The following is a 21,729-nucleotide window of genomic DNA, read 5'->3' as shown; positions in this document are numbered from 1 at the left end:
CGTGACAGGGGGCACACGTCCGGTTGCGCCGCGGCCGGATGGCCCTACAGTCGGCCGTGCCGACGGTTCGCGTCGCGGCCCTGCGGGCCACGGCGCGAGGCAAGAGGGAACCCGGTGTGACTCCGGGACTGCCCCGCAGCGGTGAGTGGGAACGACCGCCGTCACGAGCACTGGGAACTCCCTGGGAAGCGACGGCCGGTAGGAACGAGCACGACGCCCACGAGTCCGAAGACCTGCCGCCGGTGCGTGCACCGCCGGTGCGCGCGGATCCGTGGCCTCGCGGGTGGGCCGTGCGGAACCCGGGCCGCGCCGTGCCCGCCGGAGACCCCTCCGGTGACGGCCGCCGGGTGTCGGACGTGCCTCCTCGTGCACGACCGCGGGTCCTCCACCGCGCTCGCGAGGAGAGAGCCGTGACCTCAGCACCATCCACCCGCGCCCGGACCGACCTGGGCAGCACCGTGATCGGATACCCCCGGATCGGACCGGACCGGGAGCTCAAGCGCGCCACCGAGGGCTACTGGGCCGGGACGATCGACCGCGACACCCTGCGCGGGACCGCCGCCGGGCTGCGCCGCGACACCTGGACGGGCCTGCGCGACGCGGGTCTGGGCTCGGTGCCGTCGAACACGTTCTCCTACTACGACCAGATGCTCGACACGGCGCTGGCCGTCGGTGCGGTCCCGGAGCGGTTCGCCGGCATCGCCGGGTCCGAGGACCGCCTCGACCTGCTGTTCGCGATGGCCCGCGGCCGGGAGGGGATCCCGGCGTGCGAGATGACCAAGTGGTTCGACACGAACTACCACTACCTGGTCCCCGAGCTGGGCCCGAGGACGCGGCTCGCCCCCACCGACCGCAAGGCGGTCGAGGAGTTCCGCGAGGCCGCGGACGCCGGTGTGCGGACCCGTCCGGTGCTGATCGGGCCGCTGACGTTCCTGCTGCTGGCCAAGCCCGCGGAGGAGGCCCCGGAGGGCTTCCGGCCGCTCGACCTGGTCGGGCCGCTGGTGGAGGTCTACGTCGACCTGCTCGCCGAGCTGGCCGCGGCCGGAGCGGAGTGGGTGCAGCTCGACGAGCCCGCGTTCGCCGCCGACCGGACGCCGGAGGAGATCGCGCTGCTGGGGAAGGTCTACGACCGGCTCTCCGCGGCACCGTCGCGCCCGCGGCTGCTCGTCGCGAGCTACTTCGGTGAGCTCGGCCCGGCCCTGCCGGTGCTGGCCCGCACCGCGGTGGACGCGATCGGTCTCGACCTGGTGGCCGGGGCCGCCGACCTGGAGTCGGTGTCCGGGATCCCCGCGCTGCTCGGCAAGACGGTGCTGGCCGGGGTCGTCGACGGGCGCAACGTCTGGCGCACCGACCTCGACGCCGCGCTCGGCAAGGCGACCGTGCTGCAGGGCGCGGTGGGCCGGGTGGAGATCAGCACCTCCTGCTCGCTGCTGCACGTCCCCTACGACGTCGAGGCCGAGACCGGGCTCACCGCGGACGTCGTCGACCGGCTCGCGTTCGCGAACCAGAAGGTCGACGAGGTCGTCCTGCTCGCCCGTGCCCTGCACGAGGGCCCGGGCGCGGTCCGCTCCGAGCTCGAGGCCGCCCGCGCCGTCCGGGCCGGTGTCGCTGCGGCGAGCGGCCGGGACGCCGACGTCCGGCGGCGTCTCGTCGAGCTCGGCGAGGACCACTACCGGCGCGGCGACGCCGGGGCCCGCGCCGCGGCCCAGCGGGCGGCCCTGGGACTGCCCGAGATCCCGACGACGACGATCGGCTCGTTCCCGCAGACCGGTGCGATCCGCGCCGACCGGGCGGCGCACCGGGCCGGGCGACTCGACGACGCCGCCTACACCGAGCGGATGCGCGCGGAGATCGAACGCGTCGTCGCGCTGCAGGAGAAGATCGGCCTCGACGTGCTGGTGCACGGCGAGCCCGAGCGCAACGACATGGTCCAGTACTTCGCCGAGAACCTGGACGGCTTCGCCACCACCGAGCACGGCTGGGTGCAGTCCTACGGGTCGCGCTGCGTGCGCCCGCCGATCCTCCACTCCGACGTCTCCCGGCCGGAGCCGATCACGGTGGAGTGGGCGAGGTACGCACAGTCGCTGTCGGACAAGCCGGTCAAGGGCATGCTCACCGGCCCGGTGACGATCCTGGCCTGGTCGTTCGTGCGCGACGACCAGCCGCTCGGCGACACCGCGCGGCAGGTCGGGCTGGCGCTGCGCGACGAGGTGACCGACCTGGAGGCCGCGGGGCTGGCGATCATCCAGGTCGACGAGCCCGCGCTGCGCGAGCTGCTGCCGCTGCACGAGCTCGACCGCGAGGACTATCTGGCCTGGGCGGTGGACGCGTTCCGGATGGTCACCGGTGCGGTCGCCGACGCCACCCAGATCCACACCCACCTGTGCTACTCCGAGTTCGGCGAGGTGGTCGGCGCGATCGACGGCCTGGACGCGGACGTGACGACGGTCGAGGCGGCCCGGTCGCGGATGGAGGTGCTCGCCGAGCTCGGCCCGGGCGTGCCGCGTGCGCTCGGCCCGGGGATCTACGACGTGCACTCCCCGGAGGTGCCGAGCGAGGACGAGCTCGCCGGACAGCTCACGGCGGCGCGACAACACATCGGGGCGGACCGTCTGTGGGCCAACCCGGACTGCGGCCTGAAGACCCGCGGCGAGCCGGAGGTCGTCGCGGCCCTGACGAACCTGGTCGCCGCTGTGCACCGGGTCCGCGCCACGACCGCCTGACCGGTCCGCGGACCGTGCCCGGCCCCGGGTGCGACCGCACACACCGCCAGGTCACGGCACACACCGCCGGCGGTGTGTGCCGTGACCTCCGGGTGTGTGCGGTCTGGTGCGAGCTCGGGCTGCGCGCTCAGGCGGCCGGCGGCTTCATGGTGCGGGCGGCGCGGCGTGCGGTGCGCAGGCCGAAGAAGGCCGCGATCGCCGGGCCGACCAGGAACGCGGCCACGAGCAACCACGGGCCGGGCAGGAGCAGCGCCAGCAGGCCGAGCACCACCACGATCTGGATGATCCGGTCCCGGCCGAGCCCGCCGGCGGGACCGGTGGTGGTGCCGGCGGTCGCGTCGGTGGCGGGCGCGGGCGGGGCGTTGAGCCGGGCGACGAAGACCGGGTCCGAGCCGTTCTCGAAGCCGGCGATGCGGTCGAGGATCTCCCGGTCGCGGTCGGTCAGCGGCGCGGCGACCGGGCGCGGCGTCGCATCGCGCCGGTCGTCGCGGTCGGGTCGTCCTTCGGGCTCCGGGGCGTGCGTGGCGCTCATGATGGGTTCCTCGCCGTCGTCGTCGTCACCCGTCAGTGAACGGGACGAACCCGACATACCGCTGAGCTGCGCCTGAGGATCGCCTGTGAACCCGTCAGGTTCAGGAGAGGTTCTCCCGGGTGTCGAGCGCGGCGAGGCGCTCGACGGCCTCGCCGTACTCGGACTGCAGCCGGAACATGACGTCGCCGACCGAGGACTCCCCGGTCACCGCGCCGACCGACTGCCCGGCCGGGAACGACCACAGGTCGCCCCGGCGGGCGCGGACCACCCGCGCGTGCGCCTCGTTGTAGAGCACGCCCTGCAGCGGCGTCGGCAGGTAACCGGGGGAGCCTGGGCGCTCCCACGCCTCGGACAGCTCGCTGCGGGTCATCCGCACCGTCTTGCCGGTGCGGGCGCGGCGGCGCGCGGTGCCCTCGGTGGGGGTCGCGTACAGCGCGGTGCGCTCGAAGTCGTCGAGCTCGGACTCGCGGGTGCCGAGCCAGATCGTGCCGCACCAGACGCCCTGCGCGCCCATCGCGAGCGACGCCGCGATCTGGCTTCCGTGGCTGATCCCGCCCGCCGCCAGCACCGCGGCCCGGTCCCCGACGACCGCCACCACCTCCGGCACCAGCACGAGCGTCGAGATCTCCCCGGTGTGCCCACCGGCCTCGGTGCCCTGCGCGACGACGACCTGGACCCCGGCCTCGATCTGGCGTCGCGCGTGGGATGCCTTGCCGCACAACGCCCCGACGACGACGTCGTGCGCCTTCAGGTCCTCGACGACGTCCGGCGGCGGGGCTCCGAGGGCGCTGACCACCATGCGCACGTTCCGGTGCGCGAGCGCGACCGCCACCAGCCGTCGTGCGCCGTCCGGGGTCATCCCGCCGCGGCCGGCGGCCAGCTCCGCGCGCAGCCGGGCGCGCTCGTCGGCGGGCAGCTCGGCCACCCCGGCCTCGGCCAGCAGGCGGTCCTGGAACGCCCGGTGCTCCTCCGGGATCATCGCCTCCAGCTCGGCCGGCGGGACCTCGGCGCGCTCGTCGTAGGTGCTGGGGACGATCACGTCGACGCCGTAGGGACGCCCACCGGTGTGCTCATCGAGCCAGGCCAGCTCGACCTCCAGCTGCTCCGGCGAGCCGGTCGAGGCACCCAGCACGCCGAACCCGCCCGCGCGGGTCACCGCGGCGACGACGTCACGGCAGTGCGAGAACGCGAAGATCGGCACCTCGCAGCCGAGCAGGTCGCAGATCGGGGTGCGCACCCCTACTTCCCGCTCCAGTTCGCGGCCCGCTTCTCGGTGAACGCCGCGGAGCCCTCCTTCGCGTCCGCGGAGCGCAGGACCGGCCGGGTGATCTCCTCCTGCCGGGCCCACATCTCCTCGGTGCTCCAGTCCTGCGACTCGACGATCACGCGCTTGGACGCGGCCACCGACAGCGGCGCGTTCGCGATGATCCGCCGGGCCAGGGCCGTCGCCGCGGCCAGCGCACCACCGGTCTCGACGAGCTCGTTGACCAGCCCGTAGGCGAGCATCCGCTCGGCCGGGACCATGTCGCCGGTCAGCGCCATCTCCATCGCGATGCGCTGCGGGATCATCCGGGGCAGCCGCAGCAGACCACCCGCCGCGGCGGCCAGACCGCGCTTGGCCTCGGGCAGCCCGAACGACGCGCCCGCGCCCGCGACCACCAGGTCGCACGCCAGCATCGCCTCGAACCCGCCGGCCAGCGCGTACCCCTCGACGGCGGCGATCAGCGGCTTCGTCGGCGGCGTGCGCGCGATGCCGAGCAGCCCACGTCCCGGTACCCGGGTGGTCTCGCCGCGCACGAACGCGGCCAGGTCCATCCCGGAGCAGAACGTGCCGCCCGCGCCGGTGAGGATGCCGACGCGCAGGTCGTCGCGGGCGTCGAGCTCGTCGACCGCGGCGCACACCCCCTCCGACACGGCGCCGTTGATGGCGTTGCGCTTCTCCGGACGGTTGATCGTGATGATGGCCAGGCCGTCGTCGTGGGTCACCAGGACCGCGTCGGACACGGTGTCGCCCCTCTCGGTCGTGGGTGATCGATCAGTGGGAGACGATCGGTGCCACCGATGGCACCGATCCGACCACACCGATCGATCATGGTCGGGGGCCCGTCAGGCAGGGCGGGCCAGCGGGACCGGGACCCCGCCCGCGCCGGGGGCGAAGCCGATGGTCACGGGCCGGCCGATCTGCAGGCCGGCGGTGTCGGGCTCCAGGCGGGCCAGGACGCGCGGTCCCTCCTCGACGTCGACCGTGACCAGCGTGTACGGCAGATCGTCGGCGAACGCCGGGTCGAACGCGTGGTGGGCGACCGTCCAGCTGTGCACCGTCCCGCGCCCGCACGCCTCGAGCGGTTCGACGCCGTCGGAGTGGCAGACCGGGCACAGCAACGTCGGGTAGTGCCGCACGTGCCCGCACGCGGTGCAGCGCTGCAGCACCAGCGCGCCGCGGCGGGCGCCGTCCCAGTAGCCGGTCGAGAGGTCGTCGCTCATCGTGCCCCCCGGGTCAGGACGGCGAGACCGCCGTCGCCCATGTCGCCGTAGCCGGTCGCGATCGCGACCTGCGCGCCGTCCACCTGTGCCCGGCCCGCGTTCCCGCGCAGCTGCCGGACGGCCTCCACGATGTGGTTCATGCCCAGCATGTGGCCCTGCGAGAGCAGCCCGCCGTGGGTGTTCGTCGGCAGCGCGCCGCCCAGGCGCAGCCGTCCGCCCTCGACGAACGGCCCGCCCTCGCCCTTGGCGCAGAAGCCCATGTCCTCGAGCTGGCAGAGCACGACGTAGGTGAAGCAGTCGTAGATCTCGGCGACGTCGACGTCGCCGGGTCCGAGCCCGGCCACGCCCCAGGCGATCGGGGCGGCCTTCGCGATCCCGACCTTCGTCAGGTCCGGGCGCTGGGTGATCGAGCTGGGCGAGTCCGGGTGGCCCATCGCGATCCCGGCCAGGCTCACCACCGGTTGCGCCAGGTCGCGTGCCCGCTCCGGCGACGACACCACGAACGCGGCACCGCCGTCGGACTCCAGGCTGCAGTCCAGCAGCCGGAACGGGTCGGCGATCAGGCGCGACGACTGGTGGTCGTCGATCGTGATCGGCTTCGTCATCACCGCGTTGCCGTGCAGCGCGGCGTGCTCCCGCGTGGACACCGCGATCTCGCCGAACTGGCGCGACGTCGTGCCGTAGAGCTCCATGTGTCGACGTGCCATCGGGGCGTAGAGCTGGGCCGGTGCGATCGCCCCGGCGGGCTTCTCGAACTCGGTGACCAGCCGGAACTGCGGCATCTGATGGATGCGCACACCGGCCTTGTCGCCGGAGGACACGTTGCGCCCCGCCGGGACCAGCACGTGCTTCGCGATCCCGGCGCTGACGGCGGCGGCCGCGGCCTGCAACGCGCCGATCCCGCTGGCACCGCCGTGCGGGACGACGGCGGAGAACCGCAGGTCGGTCAGCCCGAAGTTGGCGATGTACTCCTCGGCCGGGGCGCCGGTGATGCCGACCGGGATGATCCCGTCGATGTCGCCGGGCTCCAGGCCCGCGTCGCGGATCGCGGTCAGCGAGGCCTGCAGCTGCAGGGCGAGCGCGCTGTCCTTCGACCCGCGCAGGTACGAGGTCTCGCCGACGCCGACGACGGCGGCCCGGTCGTGCAGGGTCCCTCCGGTCACGATGCCTGCACCCCCTGCCGGCCGTTGCCGGTCGCGGCCTCGTGGTGCGGGCCCGGGGTCGCGGGCGCGGCGGGCGGGTCGTCGGCCGGGCGGCGACCGGTCGCCTGCGGTGCGAGGGTGCCGGCGGCGGCGGCCGCGGCGCCGCCCGCCGTGCGCTCGATCTCCTTCGCGATCCGCTTCCTGTACCGGGCCGGCTCCAGCTCCAGGCCGTAGCGCGGCGAGCCGGGGAATCGACGCCGGTTGCGGGCCCGCTCGCGGCGGACGTCGGCCCGCATCCGCGACGGCGTCGGCAGCGACGAGCGCCCGCCGACCAGCGCGGCCACCCACGCCGACTGGGTGTCCATCATGGAGATGTTGGCCCCTCCGCTGACGTTGAAGAACCCGACGAAGTAGAGGCCGGGCCGGTCCGGGTGCACGACCCGCTGGTAGGCGTCGAGGCGCCGCTCGTTCACCGGGGACACCGCGTCGGACAGGAACGGGAGGTCGATCTCGTAGCCGGTCGCGGCGATGATCGTGTCCACCTCCTCCGCGCTGCCGTCGTCGAAACGCACCGTCGTGCCGTCGACGCCCGCGACGCCCGGCTTCATCGTGATCCGCCGGTAGGACACGTGCGCCATGAACGTCGCGTTGCTCGCCGGGTGCGTGCGCGTGACCGGGGTGCGCATGCCCCACTGCTCCATCGTCCCGTGGAAGACGCGGCTGATCACCCGCATGATCGTGCGCTGCACCGGCCACGGCATCCACGGCTTGCTCAGCGCTCCGAGCACCCGCGCGGTCGGCACTCCCAGCACCATCCGCGGCATGATCAGCACCGGCGACCGGGCCGCCACGAGCGTCTGCCCGGCGTCCGGGGCGACGTCGGCGGCCACGTCGAGGCCGCTGTTGCCGACCCCGACGACGAGCACCCGCTCCCCGCGGAACGGCTCCGGCTCGCGGTAGTCGTGCGAGTGCAGGTAGCGGCCGGTGAAGTCCTTCGCCCAGCCCGGGTGCGACGGCACGCCCTGGTGCCCGCTCGCGACGACGACGGCGTCGTAGAGCTGCCGCTCGGCGGTCGCCGTGTCGCCAACGTCTTCGTGCTCCACCCACCACCGGCCGCTGCCGCCCGCCTCCGGCTCGACGGAGGTGACGCGCGTGCGGAACCGGATCCGGCGCCGGATGTCGTAGGTGTCGGCGAACGAGCCCAGGTACTCGGCGACGTCGGAGTGCGACGGGAACAGGCCGACCCGCTCCGGGAACGGGAAGCCCCGGTAGGCGGTGACGCGCGGCTCGGAGTTGATGTGCAGGGAGCGGTAGGCGGCGGCGAGCCCGTTGTCGTTGTCGTAGACCCAGAGGCCACCGATGTGCGAGCCGAGCTCGAACACCGTCACCTCGTGGCCCTCCTCGAGCAGGTGCCGGGCGGCGGACAGCCCGCCCGCGCCGGCGCCGATCACGGCGACGTGCCGCCGGGAGGGAGGGGACATCAGCGGGCCTTCCGTTCGGGTGTGCGGCCGCGGAACAGCGCACGGCCGATGAGGTGCTTCATCACCTCGGCGGACCCTCCGCCGACCCGGGTCATGCGGGCGTCGACGTAGGCGCGGGCGATCGGGTACTCGGTCATGTAGCCCCAGCCGCCGAAGAGCTGCAGGCACTCGTCCATCACCCGGCCCTGCAGCTGTGTGGTGGTCAGCTTGACCGCGGCGGCGTCGAGCGCGTCCAGCTCGCCCGCGACGTGCAGGCTCATCGCGCGGTCGACGAACTCCCGCTGGGCCATCGTGTCCGCGTGCAGCTGCGCGAGCACGAAACGGGTGTTCTGCATGTCGGCCAGCGTGCCGCCGTACATGTCCCGGTCGGCGCAGTACTCGACGGTCCATCGCAGCGCGGCCTCCGCGGAGGACACCGCCCGGACGGCCTGGACCAGGCGTTCCTGGGCGAGCTCGCCCATCAGCACGCCGAACCCGCGGCCGGACTCACCGAGCAGGTTCGACGCGGGCACGCGCAGGTCGTCGAAGAACAGCTCGGAGGTGTCCTGGGCCTTGCACCCGATCTTGTCCAGGGTGCGGCCGCGGTGGTAGCCGGGACGGTCGGTCTCGACCAGCAGCAGGCTCACGCCCTTCGCGCCCGGCGCCTCCCCGGTGCGCACGGCCAGGACCAGCAGGTCCGCGGTGTGCCCGCCGGTGATGAACACCTTCTGGCCGTTGACGACGTACTCGTCGCCCTCCAGGCGGGCGGTCGTGCGCAGGTTGGCCAGGTCGCTGCCGCCCGAGGGCTCGGACATGCCGACCGCGGCGACGATCTCACCGGAGGCCATCCCGGGCAGGAACCGCTGCTTCTGCTCCGTCGTGCCGTGGTGCACCAGGTAGGGGGCGACGATGTCGTTCTGCAGGTAGAACGTCGGCGCGACGGCCCCGACCCGGGCCATCTCCTCGGTGACGACGGCACCGTGCAGGAAGTCCCCGCCGGGCCCGCCGTCGGACTCCGGGACCATCGGGCAGAGCAGCCCGATCCTGCCGGCCGCGCGCCACACGTCGCGGGGCACCTCGCCGGCGTGTTCCCACTCCGCGTAGTGCGGCACCACATGGTCGGCGACGAACCGGCGCACCGTGTCGCGGAACAGGTCGTGTTCCGGCGAGAAGATCGTCCTGGGGATCATCGCGCCTCCTCGGAGCGTCTCGTCGGCCGCCGATGCTGACAAGGACGCGGGCGCCGTCGACCTGCTCGTCAGCCTAGGTACTCCGCGGTCGCCTGCGGCAGTGCGTTCCGGGATGGCGAAGGACCGGACGGTCCCCTCCGGGCGGAGGCAGGATGGGCCGCGACGCCGACCGAGGAGGCACGGGATGGGACCGCTGACGGGGGTACGGGTCGTCGAGTTCGCCGGGCTGGGACCGGGTCCGTTCTGCGGGATGGTGCTCAGCGACCTCGGGGCCGACGTCGTGCGCCTGGACCGGATCCCCGACCCCGGCGCCACACCCACCGACATGGACGGGCTGAGCTCGGGCATCCTCGCCCGCGGCCGTCGCTCGGTCGGGGTGGACCTCAAGCACCCGGACGGTCGGGCCGTCGCCGAGCAGCTCGTCGACGGCGCGGACGCGCTGATCGAGGGCTTCCGCCCGGGCGTCATGGAGCGCCTCGGCTTCGGCTCCGACGAGTGCCTCGCGCGCAACCCCCGCCTCGTCTACGGGCGGGTCACCGGCTGGGGCCAGGACGGCCCGTACGCCCGGGCGGCAGGGCACGACCTCAACTACATCGCCCTCGCCGGTGCCCTGGCCCCGATCGGCCGCCGGGGCGAGCGCCCGGTACCGCCGCTGAACGTGCTCGGCGACTTCGCCGGCGGCGGGATGCTGCTGGCGACCGGGATCCTGGCCGCGCTGGTGGAGACCGGACGGTCCGGGCGGGGCCAGGTCGTCGACGCGGCCATGGTCGACGGTTCCGCGTACCTGATGACGATGATGTACGAGATGCTCGGCCGCGGCGGCTGGACCGAGGAGCGCGGGTCGAACCCGAACGACGGCGCCGCGCACTTCTACGACGTCTACGAGACCGCCGACGGCGAGCACGTCTCGATCGCGGCGATGGAGCCGAAGTTCTACGCCGAGCTGCTGGAGCGCCTGGGCCCCGACGTTGCGCGTGACCTGCCCGGGCAGTGGGACCGCGACCGCTGGCCGGAGGCGACCGAGAAACTCGCGGCCGTGTTCCGGACCCGCACCCGCGACGAGTGGTGCGCGCTGCTGGAGGGCACCGACGCCTGTTTCGCCCCGGTCCTGCGGATGAGCGAGGCGCCGCAGCATCCGCACAACCGGCACCGCGGCACGTTCGTCGAGGTCGGCGGCGTGACCCAACCGGCGCCCGCGCCCCGCTTCGACCGCACCCCCGCCTCGGTCGCCCGTCCCGCCGCCGCGCCCGGTGAGCACACCGACCAGGTCCTGGCCGAGGCCGGGCTGTCCGGCGACCGCATCGCCGCGCTCCGCGAGGCCGGCGCCGTCGGCTGACGACGGTCTCCACCCACGGGCCGGCGCGGTGCGGTCAGGCCGGGTCGAGGTCCGTCCCGCCCTCGGCGGCGAGGCGGGCGATCGCCGCGTCGTCGAGTCCGATCTCGGTGAGGATCTCGCGGGTGTGCTCACCCAGGCGGGGTGGGAGGCGGTGGACGCCGGCGGGGGACTCGGACAGTCCCAGGGAGCTGGTCGGCAGGCGCAGGGTGCCCTCGACCGGGTCCTCGTGCAGCTGCCAGAAGCCGGTGCCGACCAGGTGCGGGTCCTCGGTGAGCTGGTCGAGGGAGTTGACCACGGCGAACGGGATGTCCTCGTGGCCGAGCAGGTCCGTCCACTCCGCGTTGGTGCGCATCGTGAGCTGGTGGCCGATCTCGCCCCAGACCAGGGCGACGTTCTGCTGGCGCGCGGCGAACGTGGCGAAGCGCGGGTCCTCCATCACGTCGTCGCGGCCGATCAGGGAGAAGAAGCGCTTCCACTGGACGTCGGAGTAGGGCAGGAACGACAGGTAGCCGTCACGGGTGGCGAACGGCCGGCGGCTGGCCGTGCTGACCGGCTCGTAGCCCATCGGGCCCAGCGGCGGCTCGAACGTCGCGCCCCACAGGTGCTCGACGGTGTTGAACCCGGCCATCGTCTCGAGCATCGGCACGTCGACCTTCTGCCCGAGGCCGGTGCGCTCCCGGTGCAGCAGCGCCGCCGTCACCGCGTAGGCGGCGTGCACGGCCGTCACCTTGTCGGCGAGGATCGACGGCATGTAGCGGGGCTCGCCGGTGACGACGGTCTGCAGCATCGCCAGGCCCGACAGCGACTGGACGACGTCGTCGTAGGCGGGCTTGCCGCCGTAGGGGCCGTCGTCGGCGAAGCCCTTGACGTGGCAGTAGACCAGCCGCGGGTTGCGGGCGGCGAGCGTCGCGTGGTCCAGACCCAGGCGGGCCGCGGCGGCGCCCCGGACCGAGTGCAGGAAGACGTCGGCACGGTCGACGAGGCGGTCCAGCGTCGCGCGTCCGGCGGGGTTCTTCAGGTCCAGCACCACGCTGCGCTTGTTGCGGTTGTTGGTCAGGAACAGCGAACCCATGGTGGGGGAGCGGCGGGGGCCGATGTGCCGGGTCAGGTCGCCCGTCGCGGGCTCCACCTTGAGCACGTCCGCGCCGAGGTCGCCGAGGTACTGCGCGGTGAGCGGGCCCAGGACGATCGACGCGCACTCGATCACGGTCATGCCGCTCAGTGGGCCGGGCGCCGCCGGACCAGCCGCGCCCGGACCCGCCGCGCCCGGACCCGCGGCGCTCGGACCCGCGGCTCCGGAGCCCGCCGCACCCGTCGCGGTCACCGGACGAGCAGCCCGGCGTCGACGGGCAGGGTGGCGCCGGTGACGTAGCGGGCGTCGTCGGAGGCCAGGAAGAGCAGCGCGTTGCTGATGTCGGCCGACTCGACCCACGGGATGCCGAGCAGGTTCGTGGTGGCCGAGGCGTTCCCGAAGTCCTCGCTGGTCGGGTGGGCCAGGTCCGGGCGGTAGCGCCGGTAGGTGGCCTCGTTCTGCACCATCGGGGTGTCGACCTGCATCGGGTGGATGCTGTTCACCCGGATCCCGTGCGGCCCGAGCTCCTGGGCCATCGTGCGCATGAGGCCGACGACGCCGTGCTTGGCCGCGACGTAGTGTCCGATGAACTGCGCACCGCGCAGCCCGGCGATCGAGCTGATCAGCACGATCGCCCCGCCGTTGCCGGCCTCGATCATGTGCGGGATCGCGGCCTTGGTCGTGTGCCAGACCCCGGTCAGGTTGACGTCGATCATGTCCTGCCAGGTGCTCTCCGGGATCTCCCAGCTCTGCCCGACCGACAGGATCCCGGCGTTGGCCACGACCACGTCGAGGCGCCCGAACTGCGCGACGCCCTCGGCGACGGCGGCCGAGAGCGCGTCCTGGTCGCGGACGTCGGCCCGGGTGGCGATGATCCGCCGGTCCAGCTCCTCGACCTGACGGACGGTCTCGTCGAGCTCCTCCGGCGTCGCCATCGGGTACGGCGCGGACTCCATCGGCGCGCAGGCGTCGACGGCGATGACGTCGGCGCCCTCCCTCGCCAGCGCCACCGCGTGGCTGCGGCCCTGCCCGCGCGCCGCGCCCGTCACGAAGGCCACCTTGTTCTCGAAACGAGGGCCGTCGAACCGTCCCATGATTGATCCCTCCCGTCAGAGCACGGCGACCGGGTTGACCGGCCCGCCGGTGGATCCGGCCAGCGGCAGCGGGGCCACCACCAGCAGGAACGTCGTGCGCCCGCTCTCCGTCAGCGCCTCACCCAGGGCGCGCAGGTCGAGGTTCTCCAGCAGCGGGACGCCGTGGCGGTGCATCAGCGTCAGGTGCACCGGGAACGTCGAGCCCGGCGCCGAGGGCGCCACCTCGACCGCGTAGTTGTCCGCCCCGACCAGCGCCACGTCGCGCTCGGCGAGCCAGTCCGCGGCGCCCGCGTCCAGGCCCGGCTCCAGGTCGAAGTACTCCGGCGACCCGGCGTGGCGCTCCCACCACCCGGTGCGCAGCAGCACCGCGTCCCCGGTCCGGGGCTCGATGCCGCCGTCGGCGTAGGCGCGCGCCAGGTCGTCGGCACCGACCGGCGTCGACGGCTCCAGCGGTCCGCCCCGTGCCGCGACCAGGTCGACGAGCACCCCGCGGGTGAGCACCGGGACCAGCTTGTCCGCACCGCAGCGCTGGGCGCCGCGGGTGGAGCGGGTGTTGGTGGCGGCGTGGCCGTTGTAGAGCTCGTCGCCGGTCCAGGCGTGCGACAGGGCGTCGAGGTGGGTGCCCGAGTGCGTACCGAACACGACGGTGTCCTCGGCGAAGCAGAACCCGTCCGGGCTGCGCGCGCCCGCCGCGTAGTCGCCGGCGTCGCGGTCCATGAACCGCTGCGGTGCGCGGCGGTGCGGCGGCACCCCGGCGGACGGGCCGATCGGCTGGGCCAGCGACAGCACCCGCCCCTCCGTGGCCAGCGCCAGCCCGCCGAGCACGGCCGCCGGGTCGACGAGGTTGAGCGCGCCCACCTCGTCGTCGTCGCCCCAACGGCCCCAGTTGCTCATGTCGCTCCCACCCGTTGCGCGGCCACCTCGACGAGCGTGCGCCGGGTCAGCTTCCCGGTCGGGGTGCGTGGCAGCTCGTCGGTCACCACGACCTCCCAGGGCACCTTGAACCCGGCGATGCCCTCCTTGCAGTACGCGCGCAACGCCTCGCCGTCGGCCGAGGCTCCGTCGCGCAGCACCACGAACGCCATCACGACCTCGCCGCGGACGCGGTGCGGCGCCCCGACGACGGCGACCTCGACCACGTCCGGGTGCCCGGCCAGGTAGCTCTCCACCTCGGCCGGGGCGACGTTGATCCCGGACGTCTTGATCATGTCGGTGAGGCGGGCACCGAACTCGACGGCACCGTCCGGGCGGACGCGCAGCTGGTCGCCGGTGCGGTACCAGCCGTCATCGGTGAAGGCCTTCGCGTTGGCGTCGTCGTCGCCGAGGTAGCCGGGGGTGACCCGGCCGCGGACCTGCAGCTCGCCCAGCTCCCCGACGCCGAGGACCGTGCCCTCGACGTCGACCACCCGCACCTCGACACCCGGCAGGGGCGGGCCCTGGGTCGTCAGCCGTACGTCGAGCTCGGTGTCGTGGTGGGTGACGCAGCAGTTGCCGTAGGTCTCGGTGGCGCCGTAGATGTTGCAGATCCCGGCCACGTCCAGCTCGTCGACGGCGCGCGCGACCTCCTCCGGGCGCCCGATCGTCAGCCCGGTGCGCAGGCTCGGCACCGCACGCACCTGTGCACCGAACGCGGCCAGGGCGTCGATGATCCCGGGCAGCAGGTAGGCCGCGGTGACCTCCTCGCGGGCGATCAGCTCCGCGCTCTCGGCCGGCACGAACTGTTCGGGCAGCACCAGGCACGCACCGTGCGTCCAGGTCGCGGGCAGGGCGTTCGCGCCGCCGAAGCTCCAGAACAGCGGCGACCCCAGCCAGACGCGGTCGGCCGTGCCCAGGCCCATCCGCTCGCCGATGTGGAACCCGTTGACCAGCAGGTCGCGCTGGCACAGCGGCACCGCCTTGGGCCGGCTCGTCGAGCCGGAGGTGTACATGACGTAGGCGGGCTGCTCGGGACGCGCCGCGTCGGTGCCGGGCGCGGCCGGCGTCGCAGCGGCGAGCAGGTCGTCGAAGCGGAGCGCGCCCTGCGGCAGCTCCGGGTGCCCACCGAGCACGACCACGTGGCGCAGCGCCGGGAACCGCTCCGACGTCCACGCCCCGGGCCCGGCCGAGCGCAGCTCGGGGACGAGCTCGCGGACGACGGCGAGCATGTCGGCACCGCGGACCTGCCCGGCCACGACGAGCACGTCGGCGGCCGAGCTCTCCAGCAGGTGCTCCAGGTCCCAAGCCTTCACCCAGGTGTTGAACGCGTCCACCCGGGCCCCGGCCCACATCGCTCCGACGGCGGCGGCGAGCCAGGACGCGGTGTTCGTGGCCAGCAGGGCGACCCGGGAGCCGGTCCCGACGCCGAGCCCGGTCAACGCTCCGGCGGCGCGGCGCACGGCGTCGTCGAGGTCGGCGTAGGTCCAGCGGACGGCGCCGGCGACGAGCGCGGGCGCCTCCGGTGTGGTCTCGGCCCATGCGTGCACCAGGTGCGGCAGCGTCGGGCTGGGCGGCGGCTCGGCGGGGGAGCGCTGCTCGGGGATGCGGGCGGTGCCGGTTCGCGCCTCGGCGCTCACGGGATCACCACCGATCGCCCGATGACGGTGCGGGCGTCCAGCTCGGCGTGGGCGTCGGCGACCTCCGACAGCGGCCGGCGACGCGCCGGGACAGGGGTGATCGCCCCGTCGGCGACGAGCTCGACCACCTCGGTCAGGTCGTCGCGGTCGGCATGGGCGGATCCGGACACACGCAGCTCCTTCACGATCGTCAGGCCGGGGTCCAGCGGCAACGGCCCCGGCACGGTGTTGCCGACGAGCACCAGCCGTCCGCGCGGGGCCAGTGCCCGCAGCGCGGTGGAGAACGTCGGCGCTCCCGTCGTCTCGATCACGACGTGCGCCCCGCGACGACTGCCGAGCGCCCGGACGGCGTCCCGGAGGTCGTGCGCGGATATCGCTGCCCCGGCAGTGATATCCGCGCACGGGTGGACGGAGTCCGCACCCGCGGCGCGGACGGCGTCGGCCTTGGCGGGGCTGCCGACGACGCCGACCACCCGGGCACCGAGATGCCGGGCCAGGGCGACGGTGTGCAGACCGACCCCACCACCGGCGCCGGTCACGATCACGACCTGCCCGGGCCCCACCTCGGCCGAGCGCAGCGCGCGCAGACCGGTGCCGACCGCGCAGGACAGGATCGCCCCGGTGGCGTCGTCGATCTCGTCGGGCAGCTCCACCGCGTTCAAGGGGCTCGCCCGGACGTACTCGGCGTAGCCGCCGTCGAGGTCCTCGCCGTAGAAGCCGGGGCCGGAGCGGCAGTGCGTCGTCGCACCGTCGGTGCAGTCGTCGCAGCGCCCGCAGGGGATGCGCTGCACGAGCGCGACCCGCTTCCCGAGCCACCCACCCGGCACGTCCGTGCCGAGCGCGACGACCCGTCCGGCGATCTCGTGACCGAGCACCGCCCCGGCGCACGCGGCCAGGGCGCCCCGGCGGGCCAGCGCGTCGTGACCGCAGACCCCGCACGCCCCGACCCGGACGAGGAGCTCGCCCGGGCCCGGACGTGGCGTCGGGCGGGTGCCCGGCACCAGGACGCCCGGGTCCCCGGTGCCGTCCAGCTCGACCACCCGCATCGTCGCGGGCGGTGGCCCGCCGCTTCCGTGCGCGGGATCGGTGGCGGTCACGGCGGTGCTCACGTCAGTTCGAACCCGCGGCGGGCTCGAACCAGTAGTCGGCCGCGGTACCGGTGGGGTCGTCGCTGAACCTCACGACGACCGGGGTGCCGACCGCGAGCGCCGCGACCGCGGTCCTCTGATCCGACAGGTCCAGGCCCCGCACGTACCCGACGAGCGCGGTGTCCGCGCCCTCGAGCGTCGCGTAGGCCAGCGCATACGGCGGCGCGGGCAGGTTCTTGAACGGCTCGTAGACCACGGTGAACATCTCGATCACCCCGGTCGTGCCGACCTCGACCCAGTCGGTGGTCGCGCAGTGGTCGCGGTCGCAGAACGAGCGCGCCGGGACGAGCACCCGCTCGCACTCCGGGCAGCGCCGGCCGAGGATCTTGCCCTCGGTGAGCGCCCCCAGGAACCTCGACGTGGTCTCGCCGAGCGCGTGCTTGTAGCTCAGGTCCCAGGTCTGTTCGTAGAACTGCGGACCGGCGTTGGTCGTGGGGGTGCTCATGCGATGTCCTCCAGGTCACTGCTCAGGACGAGGGTCGAGTAGAACTGGTGGTCGCCGCCGATGGCGCTGGCCACCGCGACGCGGGCGTCGGGCACCTGGTGGGCGCCCGCCCGGCCCTTCACCTGCAGCACCGACTCGGCGAGGCGTGCGACGCCGGTGACGGCGATGGGGTTGGAGCACAGGACCCCGCCCGAGGGGTTGACGACGGTGCCGGCCGACCCGAGGGCGAAGTCGCCCTGGGCGAGGCGCTTGGGCGACTCACCGAGCCCGCACAGCCCGGCCGCCTCGATCACGTGCAGCTCGACGCTCGAGAACGGCGCGTAGATCTCGGCGACGTCGATCTGGGTGGTCGGGTCGGTCAGCCCGGCCTGGGCGTAGGCGCGCTGGAAGGCCGTGGCGAGCGCGTCGGCGTCGCCGTGGTCCTGCAGGGCCTTCGGGCCGACCCGGTCGTTCATCCAGAACGTCTCGGTGTTCTGCCCGACCCCGCGGATCCACGCCGGGTCCAGGCCGTGCGCCCTCGCGTAGCGCTCGGAGACCAGCACCGCGCCGGCCGCCCCGGTCGAGGACGGGCAGGCGTCGCCGAGCTTGATCGGCCACGCCAGCGTGCGGCTGGCCAGGACGTCGTCGACCGTCACCTCCTCGCGCAGGTGCGCGACCGGGTTCAACGCGGCGTGGCGGCGGTTCTTCACCGTCACCCGGGCGAAGTCCGTCTCGTCGCAGCCGTAGAGGTGCATGTAGCGCACCGCGGACAGCGCCAGCATGGTGATCGTGTTCAGCGGGATGGGGCGCTCGTAGCCGACGTCCCACATCTTGTTCAGCACCGACTGCGCCGAGCCGGATTCCGAGACCCGCTCCGCCCCGGCGACGAGCACGACGTCGAACTCGCCGGACGCGACGTGCGTCCAGGCCGCGATGATCGCGCTCATGCCGGTCGCGCCGCCGTTGTTGACGCGCATGAACGGCTTGCCGGCCGCACCGAGTGCCTCGATGCACCAGCGCTCCCCGTTGCCGGTGCCGGTCAGCGCGTCCGGTGCCAGCGGGAACACCACGGCGTCGACGTCGTCGATCGTGACGCCGGCGTCGGCCAAGGCCAGCTGCGCGCCCTCCCGGACCAGCTCCGGGAACGTGACGTCGGTGCGCCGGTTCACGTACGGCGTCTGCCCGACGCCGAGTACTCCCACGTTCGGCACGCTCATGATGCCCCTTCCTCGATGCCGGGTGCGCCGAAGACCATGACGGTCGCGCCCTGACCGGCGAAGCCGTTGAACCCGACCCCGGCGGCCGTGCCGGTACCCGGCCCCACCGCGCCGGCCGCGGCGAGCAGCCGGTCCAGCCCGGCGATGTGGGCGGGTGCGAGCCGGTCGTGCAGCGACCCGGCGGCGTTGACGCTCGCGTGGGCGGGCAACCCGAGCTTGGCCACGGCACGGGTGGCGGCGGGCTCGCTCGGCGCGGCGATCTCGACCGCGTCCCAGTCCGACGGGGGCGGGACGGAGCCGTCGGCGCCCCGGGCCAGGTGCGCGAGCGCCTGGTCCAGCGCGGTCTGGGCGCCGACGTCACGGGCGCCGAGCTCGTAGTTCTCGGTCGACCAACCGGCGCCGCGGATCCAGGCCACCTCCGTGCCGGGGGTGAACCTGCCCTCGACCGCGAGCACCGCGGCGACGACGGCGTCGCCGCGCCGGGGGAGGTCGTCGGCGGTCAGGGGCCAGCTCACCGTCGCCGTACCGCCGGCCGACGCCGGGTCGGCCCAGCGCGAGGCCTGCAGCGCCGCGGCGATGGTGTCGTTCATGCCGACCGCGCGCAGGACGTAGGGCTCGGCGCTGACCAGCTCGGCATAATCGGGGTTGACACCCTCGCTGGGCTTGCCCCATCCGATGACGAGCACGGTGTCGCCCTGCCCGGAGCGCAGCCGCAGCCAGCCGTAGGCCAGCGCGTGCTCACCGGAGGAGGCGATCATCGTGACGTCCTTGTCGACGCCCCCGGCCGGTCCGGCCGAGGTCATGCAGGAGATCACCCGGCCGTCGCTCTGGTCGTTGCCCGACAGCACGATCCCGTCGACGGTGGCCTGCGACAGACCGGCGTCGGCCAGCGTCTCGTGCGCCACCTCAAAGATCATCTCCTCGAGGCTGCGGTTCTCCTCGCGAGCCGTGGCCTCGCGGCGGATCGCCAGGACCGCGATCCGCGGCCGCGGGGCGGGTGGGTCGGTGCCGGGTGGCATCTTCTGCTCCCTCTGTCGTGGGCTGTGGGTGGGAGGGTCGTCAGGCGACGGCGGGGTCGGCGATCTCGTTCTCGATGGCGAGCGAGGCCTCGTGCATCGCCGCGACCACCGCGCCCGTCTCCTTCGACGGCAGCGAGTTGCGCAGCGCGGAGACGTGCACGGCGGCGATCAGCGAGCCGTCCGGCGCGCGGACCGGGGTGGCCAGGCCGATCACGCCGCGCAGGCTCTCGCCGCGGCTGACGCTGACCCCGCGGGCGCGGATGGCGGCCAGGTCGCGGTCGAGCTGCACCTGGGTGGTGCGGGTCTGCGGGGTCAGCTGCGGGCGCTCGCGCTCGAACATGGCCCGGTAGACGTCCGGGCGGTGCGCGGCGAACAGCTTCCCCACCGCGGTCGAGTGCAGCAGCAGGCTGCGCCCCAGCGGGATGTCGAGGTTGACCCGCTGACGGCCGGCGTGCCGCGAGACGTAGACGACGCGGGTCCCGGTGGCCATCGCCAGGTAGACGTCGAAGCCGATCTTCTGCACCAGCAGGTCCAGGTGGTGCTCGGCGACCCGGGGGAGCGCGACGGCGTCCATCACGTTGAGCGCGGCCCGCACCGCGCGCGGGCCGAGCCCGTACGTCCGGCCCGAGCAGTGCAGCGCCCGCGCCTCGACCATGGCCTTGACCAGGTCGTGGGTGCTGCTCAACGGCAGCTTCAGCCGGGAGCTGAGCTCGGTCACCGTCTGCGGGCCGTGCTCGGCGAGCTGGTCGATGACGTCGAAGATGCGGGTGAGCCGCTGTCCGTCCATCCCGGTCCTCCTCAGATGCCTGTCGTGGTCGTCGCCGGCCGCGCCGGCCGGGTGTCCTGGGTGGCGTCGGTGTCGGCCAGCAGGTTCCGTCCGGCCGTCTCCGGGAGCAGGGCGAACAGCACCAGGCCGCAGACCAGCGCGACCCCGGCCAGGAAGAAGCCCGGTGAGTAGTCCAGCCCGGTCCCGACCACGAGCGCCGCCGCGACGAGCGGGCCGAACCCGGACGGTGGCCCGACGCCGAGGTTGAACCCGAGCGACCCGCTGGTCAGCCGTGTCGCGGCGGGGAAGAGCTCGATCAGGATGAGCGAGGTGTTCGCGTTGATCGGGGCCTGCACGATCCCGAACAGCAGCAGCGCGACGACGATCGCGACCGCGTTGCCGGTGGCCATCAGCATGAACATCGGGATGCCGAGCACGGCGTGCCCGATGCACCCGAACAGCACGGTGCGGCGGCGCCCGAAACGGTCCGAGGCCCGCCCGGCCAGTGGGCACAGTCCCGCGTAGACGGCGAGCGCGAGCCCGGTCAGCAGCACCGCCTGGACGCGCGGCAGCTCGACGGTCGAGGCCAGGAAGTTCACGACGTAGGAGCCCAGGTAGTAGAGGCCGACGCCGCAGATCCAGGAGAACGAGAACGTGACCAGCAGGGCCTTGGCGTGGTCGCGGCGGACCGCGTCGCGGAACCGGGCCCTCGGCACGTCGGCCTGCTCGGCCGCGCGGCGGCGCTCGATCTCGGCGAACACCGGCGTGTCCTCGAGGCGGCGCCGGATCCAGAGCCCGAGCAGCGCGAGCGGCGCCGCGATCAGGAACGGGACGCGCCAGCCCCAGGTGGTCAGCGCCTCCGGCGTCAGCAGCAGGCCGAACACCAGCGCGAGCAGGCTGCCGGCGAGCAGGCCGAGTGCGGCGGCCATCGACGGGTAGCTGCCGCGGACCCCGCGACGTCCGGGCGGGGCGGTCTCGATCAGGTAGGCCGAGCTCGCGCCCCACTCGCCGCCGACCGACAGGCCCTGCACGCAGCGCAGGAGCACCAGCAGCAGCGGGGCCGCGATCCCGATCGTCGCGTAGCCGGGCAGCAGCCCGATCAGGGCGGTCGCGGCGCCCATCACGCCGATGCTGATCGACAGCGACGCCCGGCGCCCGGCCCGGTCGCCGATCACGCCGAAGACCAGCCCGCCGAGCGGGCGCATCACGTAGGCGACGCCGAACACGGCCAGCGACTGCAGCAGCTGTGTGCTCGCGCTGCCGCCGGGGAAGAACGTGGCGCCGATCGCGGCGGCGAAGAAGCCGTAGATCGCGAAGTCGAAGTACTCGACGAAGTTACCGATGACGCATGCGGCGGCGACCCGGCGTTGCTCGGCCGGACCGGCCACGTGCCCCGGCTCCAGGGTCCCCGACTGCGTGTTCCCCGTGGCGGGGACGCCCACGACGGGGCTCGGATCGTGCGTCATGTCCGTCTGCTCCCGGCGTCGTCGACGGGTGGTCATCCGAGATCCCGGATCTCAGATCCGGTCCTGCGAATGCATCGGACGCTATGCGTGGGCTCGCCACGTCG

General features: G+C 73.9%; 19 protein-coding genes and 1 riboswitch. Of the genes, 2 read left to right on the top strand and 17 right to left on the bottom strand.

Features of this window, described 5'->3' with window-relative positions:
• The first annotated feature begins 46 nt into the window (after positions 1 to 46).
• Positions 47 to 255, top strand: a riboswitch (cobalamin riboswitch).
• Positions 256 to 410: 155 nt separating this feature from the next.
• Positions 411 to 2,723: a 5-methyltetrahydropteroyltriglutamate--homocysteine S-methyltransferase gene (metE, locus tag EV383_RS20025; protein WP_130291329.1), complete on the top strand. Its 2,313-nt coding sequence runs from the start codon at positions 411 to 413 to the stop codon at positions 2,721 to 2,723.
• Between the two features lie 127 nt (positions 2,724 to 2,850).
• On the opposite strand, the gene EV383_RS20020 is transcribed toward metE, so the two are convergent.
• The 7 genes from EV383_RS20020 to EV383_RS19990 all read right to left on the bottom strand — a co-directional run bounded on the left by EV383_RS20020 (position 2,851) and on the right by EV383_RS19990 (position 9,531).
• Entirely contained in the window at positions 2,851 to 3,255 is a 405-nt protein-coding gene (locus EV383_RS20020; protein ID WP_130291328.1) for a hypothetical protein, read from the bottom strand.
• 100 nt (positions 3,256 to 3,355) lie between these two features.
• A complete protein-coding gene (locus EV383_RS20015; RefSeq protein WP_130291327.1) occupies positions 3,356 to 4,492 on the bottom strand; it encodes a nitronate monooxygenase in 1,137 nt (378 codons plus the stop codon).
• A 2-nt stretch (positions 4,493 to 4,494) separates the two neighbouring features.
• The gene (locus EV383_RS20010; protein ID WP_130291326.1) at positions 4,495 to 5,259 is read right to left on the bottom strand and encodes a crotonase/enoyl-CoA hydratase family protein; all 765 of its coding nucleotides are present in this window, start codon (positions 5,257 to 5,259) and stop codon (positions 4,495 to 4,497) included.
• 102 nt (positions 5,260 to 5,361) lie between these two features.
• On the bottom strand, positions 5,362 to 5,739 hold the full coding sequence (locus tag EV383_RS20005; RefSeq protein WP_130291325.1) for a Zn-ribbon domain-containing OB-fold protein: 378 nt from the start codon (positions 5,737 to 5,739) through the stop codon (positions 5,362 to 5,364).
• A complete protein-coding gene (locus EV383_RS20000) occupies positions 5,736 to 6,902 on the bottom strand; it encodes a thiolase C-terminal domain-containing protein (RefSeq protein ID WP_207223593.1) in 1,167 nt (388 codons plus the stop codon). The genes EV383_RS20005 and EV383_RS20000 overlap by 4 nt, the downstream gene beginning before the upstream one ends.
• Positions 6,899 to 8,362, bottom strand: coding sequence for a flavin-containing monooxygenase (locus tag EV383_RS19995; protein ID WP_130291324.1), 1,464 nt, complete (start codon positions 8,360 to 8,362; stop codon positions 6,899 to 6,901). The genes EV383_RS20000 and EV383_RS19995 overlap by 4 nt, the downstream gene beginning before the upstream one ends.
• Positions 8,362 to 9,531, bottom strand: coding sequence for an acyl-CoA dehydrogenase family protein (locus EV383_RS19990; protein ID WP_130291323.1), 1,170 nt, complete (start codon positions 9,529 to 9,531; stop codon positions 8,362 to 8,364). Before EV383_RS19990 ends, EV383_RS19995 begins: the two co-directional genes overlap by 1 nt.
• Before the next feature lie 184 nt (positions 9,532 to 9,715).
• Between EV383_RS19990 and EV383_RS19985 the strand changes: the two genes are divergently transcribed.
• Positions 9,716 to 10,867: a CaiB/BaiF CoA transferase family protein gene (locus EV383_RS19985; protein WP_130291322.1), complete on the top strand. Its 1,152-nt coding sequence runs from the start codon at positions 9,716 to 9,718 to the stop codon at positions 10,865 to 10,867.
• Positions 10,868 to 10,901: 34 nt separating this feature from the next.
• On the opposite strand, the gene EV383_RS19980 is transcribed toward EV383_RS19985, so the two are convergent.
• From EV383_RS19980 to EV383_RS19935, 10 genes are all read right to left on the bottom strand, one after another.
• Complete coding sequence (locus EV383_RS19980) at positions 10,902 to 12,080, bottom strand: CaiB/BaiF CoA transferase family protein (RefSeq protein WP_130291321.1); 1,179 nt, start codon at positions 12,078 to 12,080, stop codon at positions 10,902 to 10,904.
• Positions 12,081 to 12,187: 107 nt separating this feature from the next.
• Complete coding sequence (locus EV383_RS19975; protein WP_130291320.1) at positions 12,188 to 13,033, bottom strand: mycofactocin-coupled SDR family oxidoreductase; 846 nt, start codon at positions 13,031 to 13,033, stop codon at positions 12,188 to 12,190.
• Positions 13,034 to 13,048: 15 nt separating this feature from the next.
• Positions 13,049 to 13,927 carry a cyclase family protein gene (locus tag EV383_RS19970; protein ID WP_130291319.1) on the bottom strand — a complete coding sequence of 293 codons (879 nt, stop codon included), beginning with the start codon at positions 13,925 to 13,927 and terminating at the stop codon, positions 13,049 to 13,051.
• On the bottom strand, positions 13,924 to 15,585 hold the full coding sequence (locus tag EV383_RS19965; RefSeq protein WP_242623216.1) for a class I adenylate-forming enzyme family protein: 1,662 nt from the start codon (positions 15,583 to 15,585) through the stop codon (positions 13,924 to 13,926). Before EV383_RS19965 ends, EV383_RS19970 begins: the two co-directional genes overlap by 4 nt.
• Entirely contained in the window at positions 15,582 to 16,694 is a 1,113-nt protein-coding gene (locus EV383_RS19960; protein WP_242623215.1) for an alcohol dehydrogenase catalytic domain-containing protein, read from the bottom strand. Before EV383_RS19960 ends, EV383_RS19965 begins: the two co-directional genes overlap by 4 nt.
• A 1-nt stretch (position 16,695) precedes the next feature.
• The gene (locus EV383_RS19955; RefSeq protein ID WP_130291318.1) at positions 16,696 to 17,178 is read right to left on the bottom strand and encodes a Zn-ribbon domain-containing OB-fold protein; all 483 of its coding nucleotides are present in this window, start codon (positions 17,176 to 17,178) and stop codon (positions 16,696 to 16,698) included.
• Positions 17,175 to 18,374 (bottom strand): thiolase family protein, encoded by a 1,200-nt coding sequence (locus EV383_RS19950; RefSeq protein ID WP_130291317.1) that lies wholly within the window; start codon positions 18,372 to 18,374, stop codon positions 17,175 to 17,177. Before EV383_RS19950 ends, EV383_RS19955 begins: the two co-directional genes overlap by 4 nt.
• Positions 18,371 to 19,393, bottom strand: coding sequence for a hypothetical protein (locus EV383_RS19945; RefSeq protein WP_130291316.1), 1,023 nt, complete (start codon positions 19,391 to 19,393; stop codon positions 18,371 to 18,373). Before EV383_RS19945 ends, EV383_RS19950 begins: the two co-directional genes overlap by 4 nt.
• Before the next feature lie 40 nt (positions 19,394 to 19,433).
• Complete coding sequence (locus EV383_RS19940; RefSeq protein ID WP_130291315.1) at positions 19,434 to 20,180, bottom strand: IclR family transcriptional regulator; 747 nt, start codon at positions 20,178 to 20,180, stop codon at positions 19,434 to 19,436.
• Between the two features lie 11 nt (positions 20,181 to 20,191).
• Complete coding sequence (locus EV383_RS19935; RefSeq protein WP_165438412.1) at positions 20,192 to 21,625, bottom strand: MFS transporter; 1,434 nt, start codon at positions 21,623 to 21,625, stop codon at positions 20,192 to 20,194.
• Between the last annotated feature and the right edge of the window lie 104 nt (positions 21,626 to 21,729).

This window comes from Pseudonocardia sediminis (assembly GCF_004217185.1).
Lineage (GTDB): Bacteria > Actinomycetota > Actinomycetes > Mycobacteriales > Pseudonocardiaceae > Pseudonocardia > Pseudonocardia sediminis.
The sequence above is the reverse complement of the archived record's forward strand: the minus strand, read 5'-3'. Positions and strand labels throughout refer to the sequence as shown.

Bases quoted from the DNA above. Each gene is read 5' to 3' on its own strand.
- EV383_RS20020 (WP_130291328.1), bottom strand. From the start codon at position 3,255: ATGAGCGCCACGCACGCCCCGGAGCCCGAAGGACGACCCGACCGCGAC.
- EV383_RS20005 (WP_130291325.1), bottom strand. From the start codon at position 5,739: ATGAGCGACGACCTCTCGACCGGCTACTGGGACGGCGCCCGCCGCGGC.
- EV383_RS19995 (WP_130291324.1), bottom strand. From the start codon at position 8,362: ATGTCCCCTCCCTCCCGGCGGCACGTCGCCGTGATCGGCGCCGGCGCG.
- EV383_RS19990 (WP_130291323.1), bottom strand. From the start codon at position 9,531: ATGATCCCCAGGACGATCTTCTCGCCGGAACACGACCTGTTCCGCGAC.
- EV383_RS19985 (WP_130291322.1), top strand. From the start codon at position 9,716: ATGGGACCGCTGACGGGGGTACGGGTCGTCGAGTTCGCCGGGCTGGGA.
- EV383_RS19980 (WP_130291321.1), bottom strand. From the start codon at position 12,080: ATGACCGTGATCGAGTGCGCGTCGATCGTCCTGGGCCCGCTCACCGCG.
- EV383_RS19975 (WP_130291320.1), bottom strand. From the start codon at position 13,033: ATGGGACGGTTCGACGGCCCTCGTTTCGAGAACAAGGTGGCCTTCGTG.
- EV383_RS19970 (WP_130291319.1), bottom strand. From the start codon at position 13,927: ATGAGCAACTGGGGCCGTTGGGGCGACGACGACGAGGTGGGCGCGCTC.
- EV383_RS19955 (WP_130291318.1), bottom strand. From the start codon at position 17,178: ATGAGCACCCCCACGACCAACGCCGGTCCGCAGTTCTACGAACAGACC.
- EV383_RS19950 (WP_130291317.1), bottom strand. From the start codon at position 18,374: ATGAGCGTGCCGAACGTGGGAGTACTCGGCGTCGGGCAGACGCCGTAC.
- EV383_RS19945 (WP_130291316.1), bottom strand. From the start codon at position 19,393: ATGCCACCCGGCACCGACCCACCCGCCCCGCGGCCGCGGATCGCGGTC.
- EV383_RS19940 (WP_130291315.1), bottom strand. From the start codon at position 20,180: ATGGACGGACAGCGGCTCACCCGCATCTTCGACGTCATCGACCAGCTC.
- EV383_RS19935 (WP_165438412.1), bottom strand. From the start codon at position 21,625: ATGACGCACGATCCGAGCCCCGTCGTGGGCGTCCCCGCCACGGGGAAC.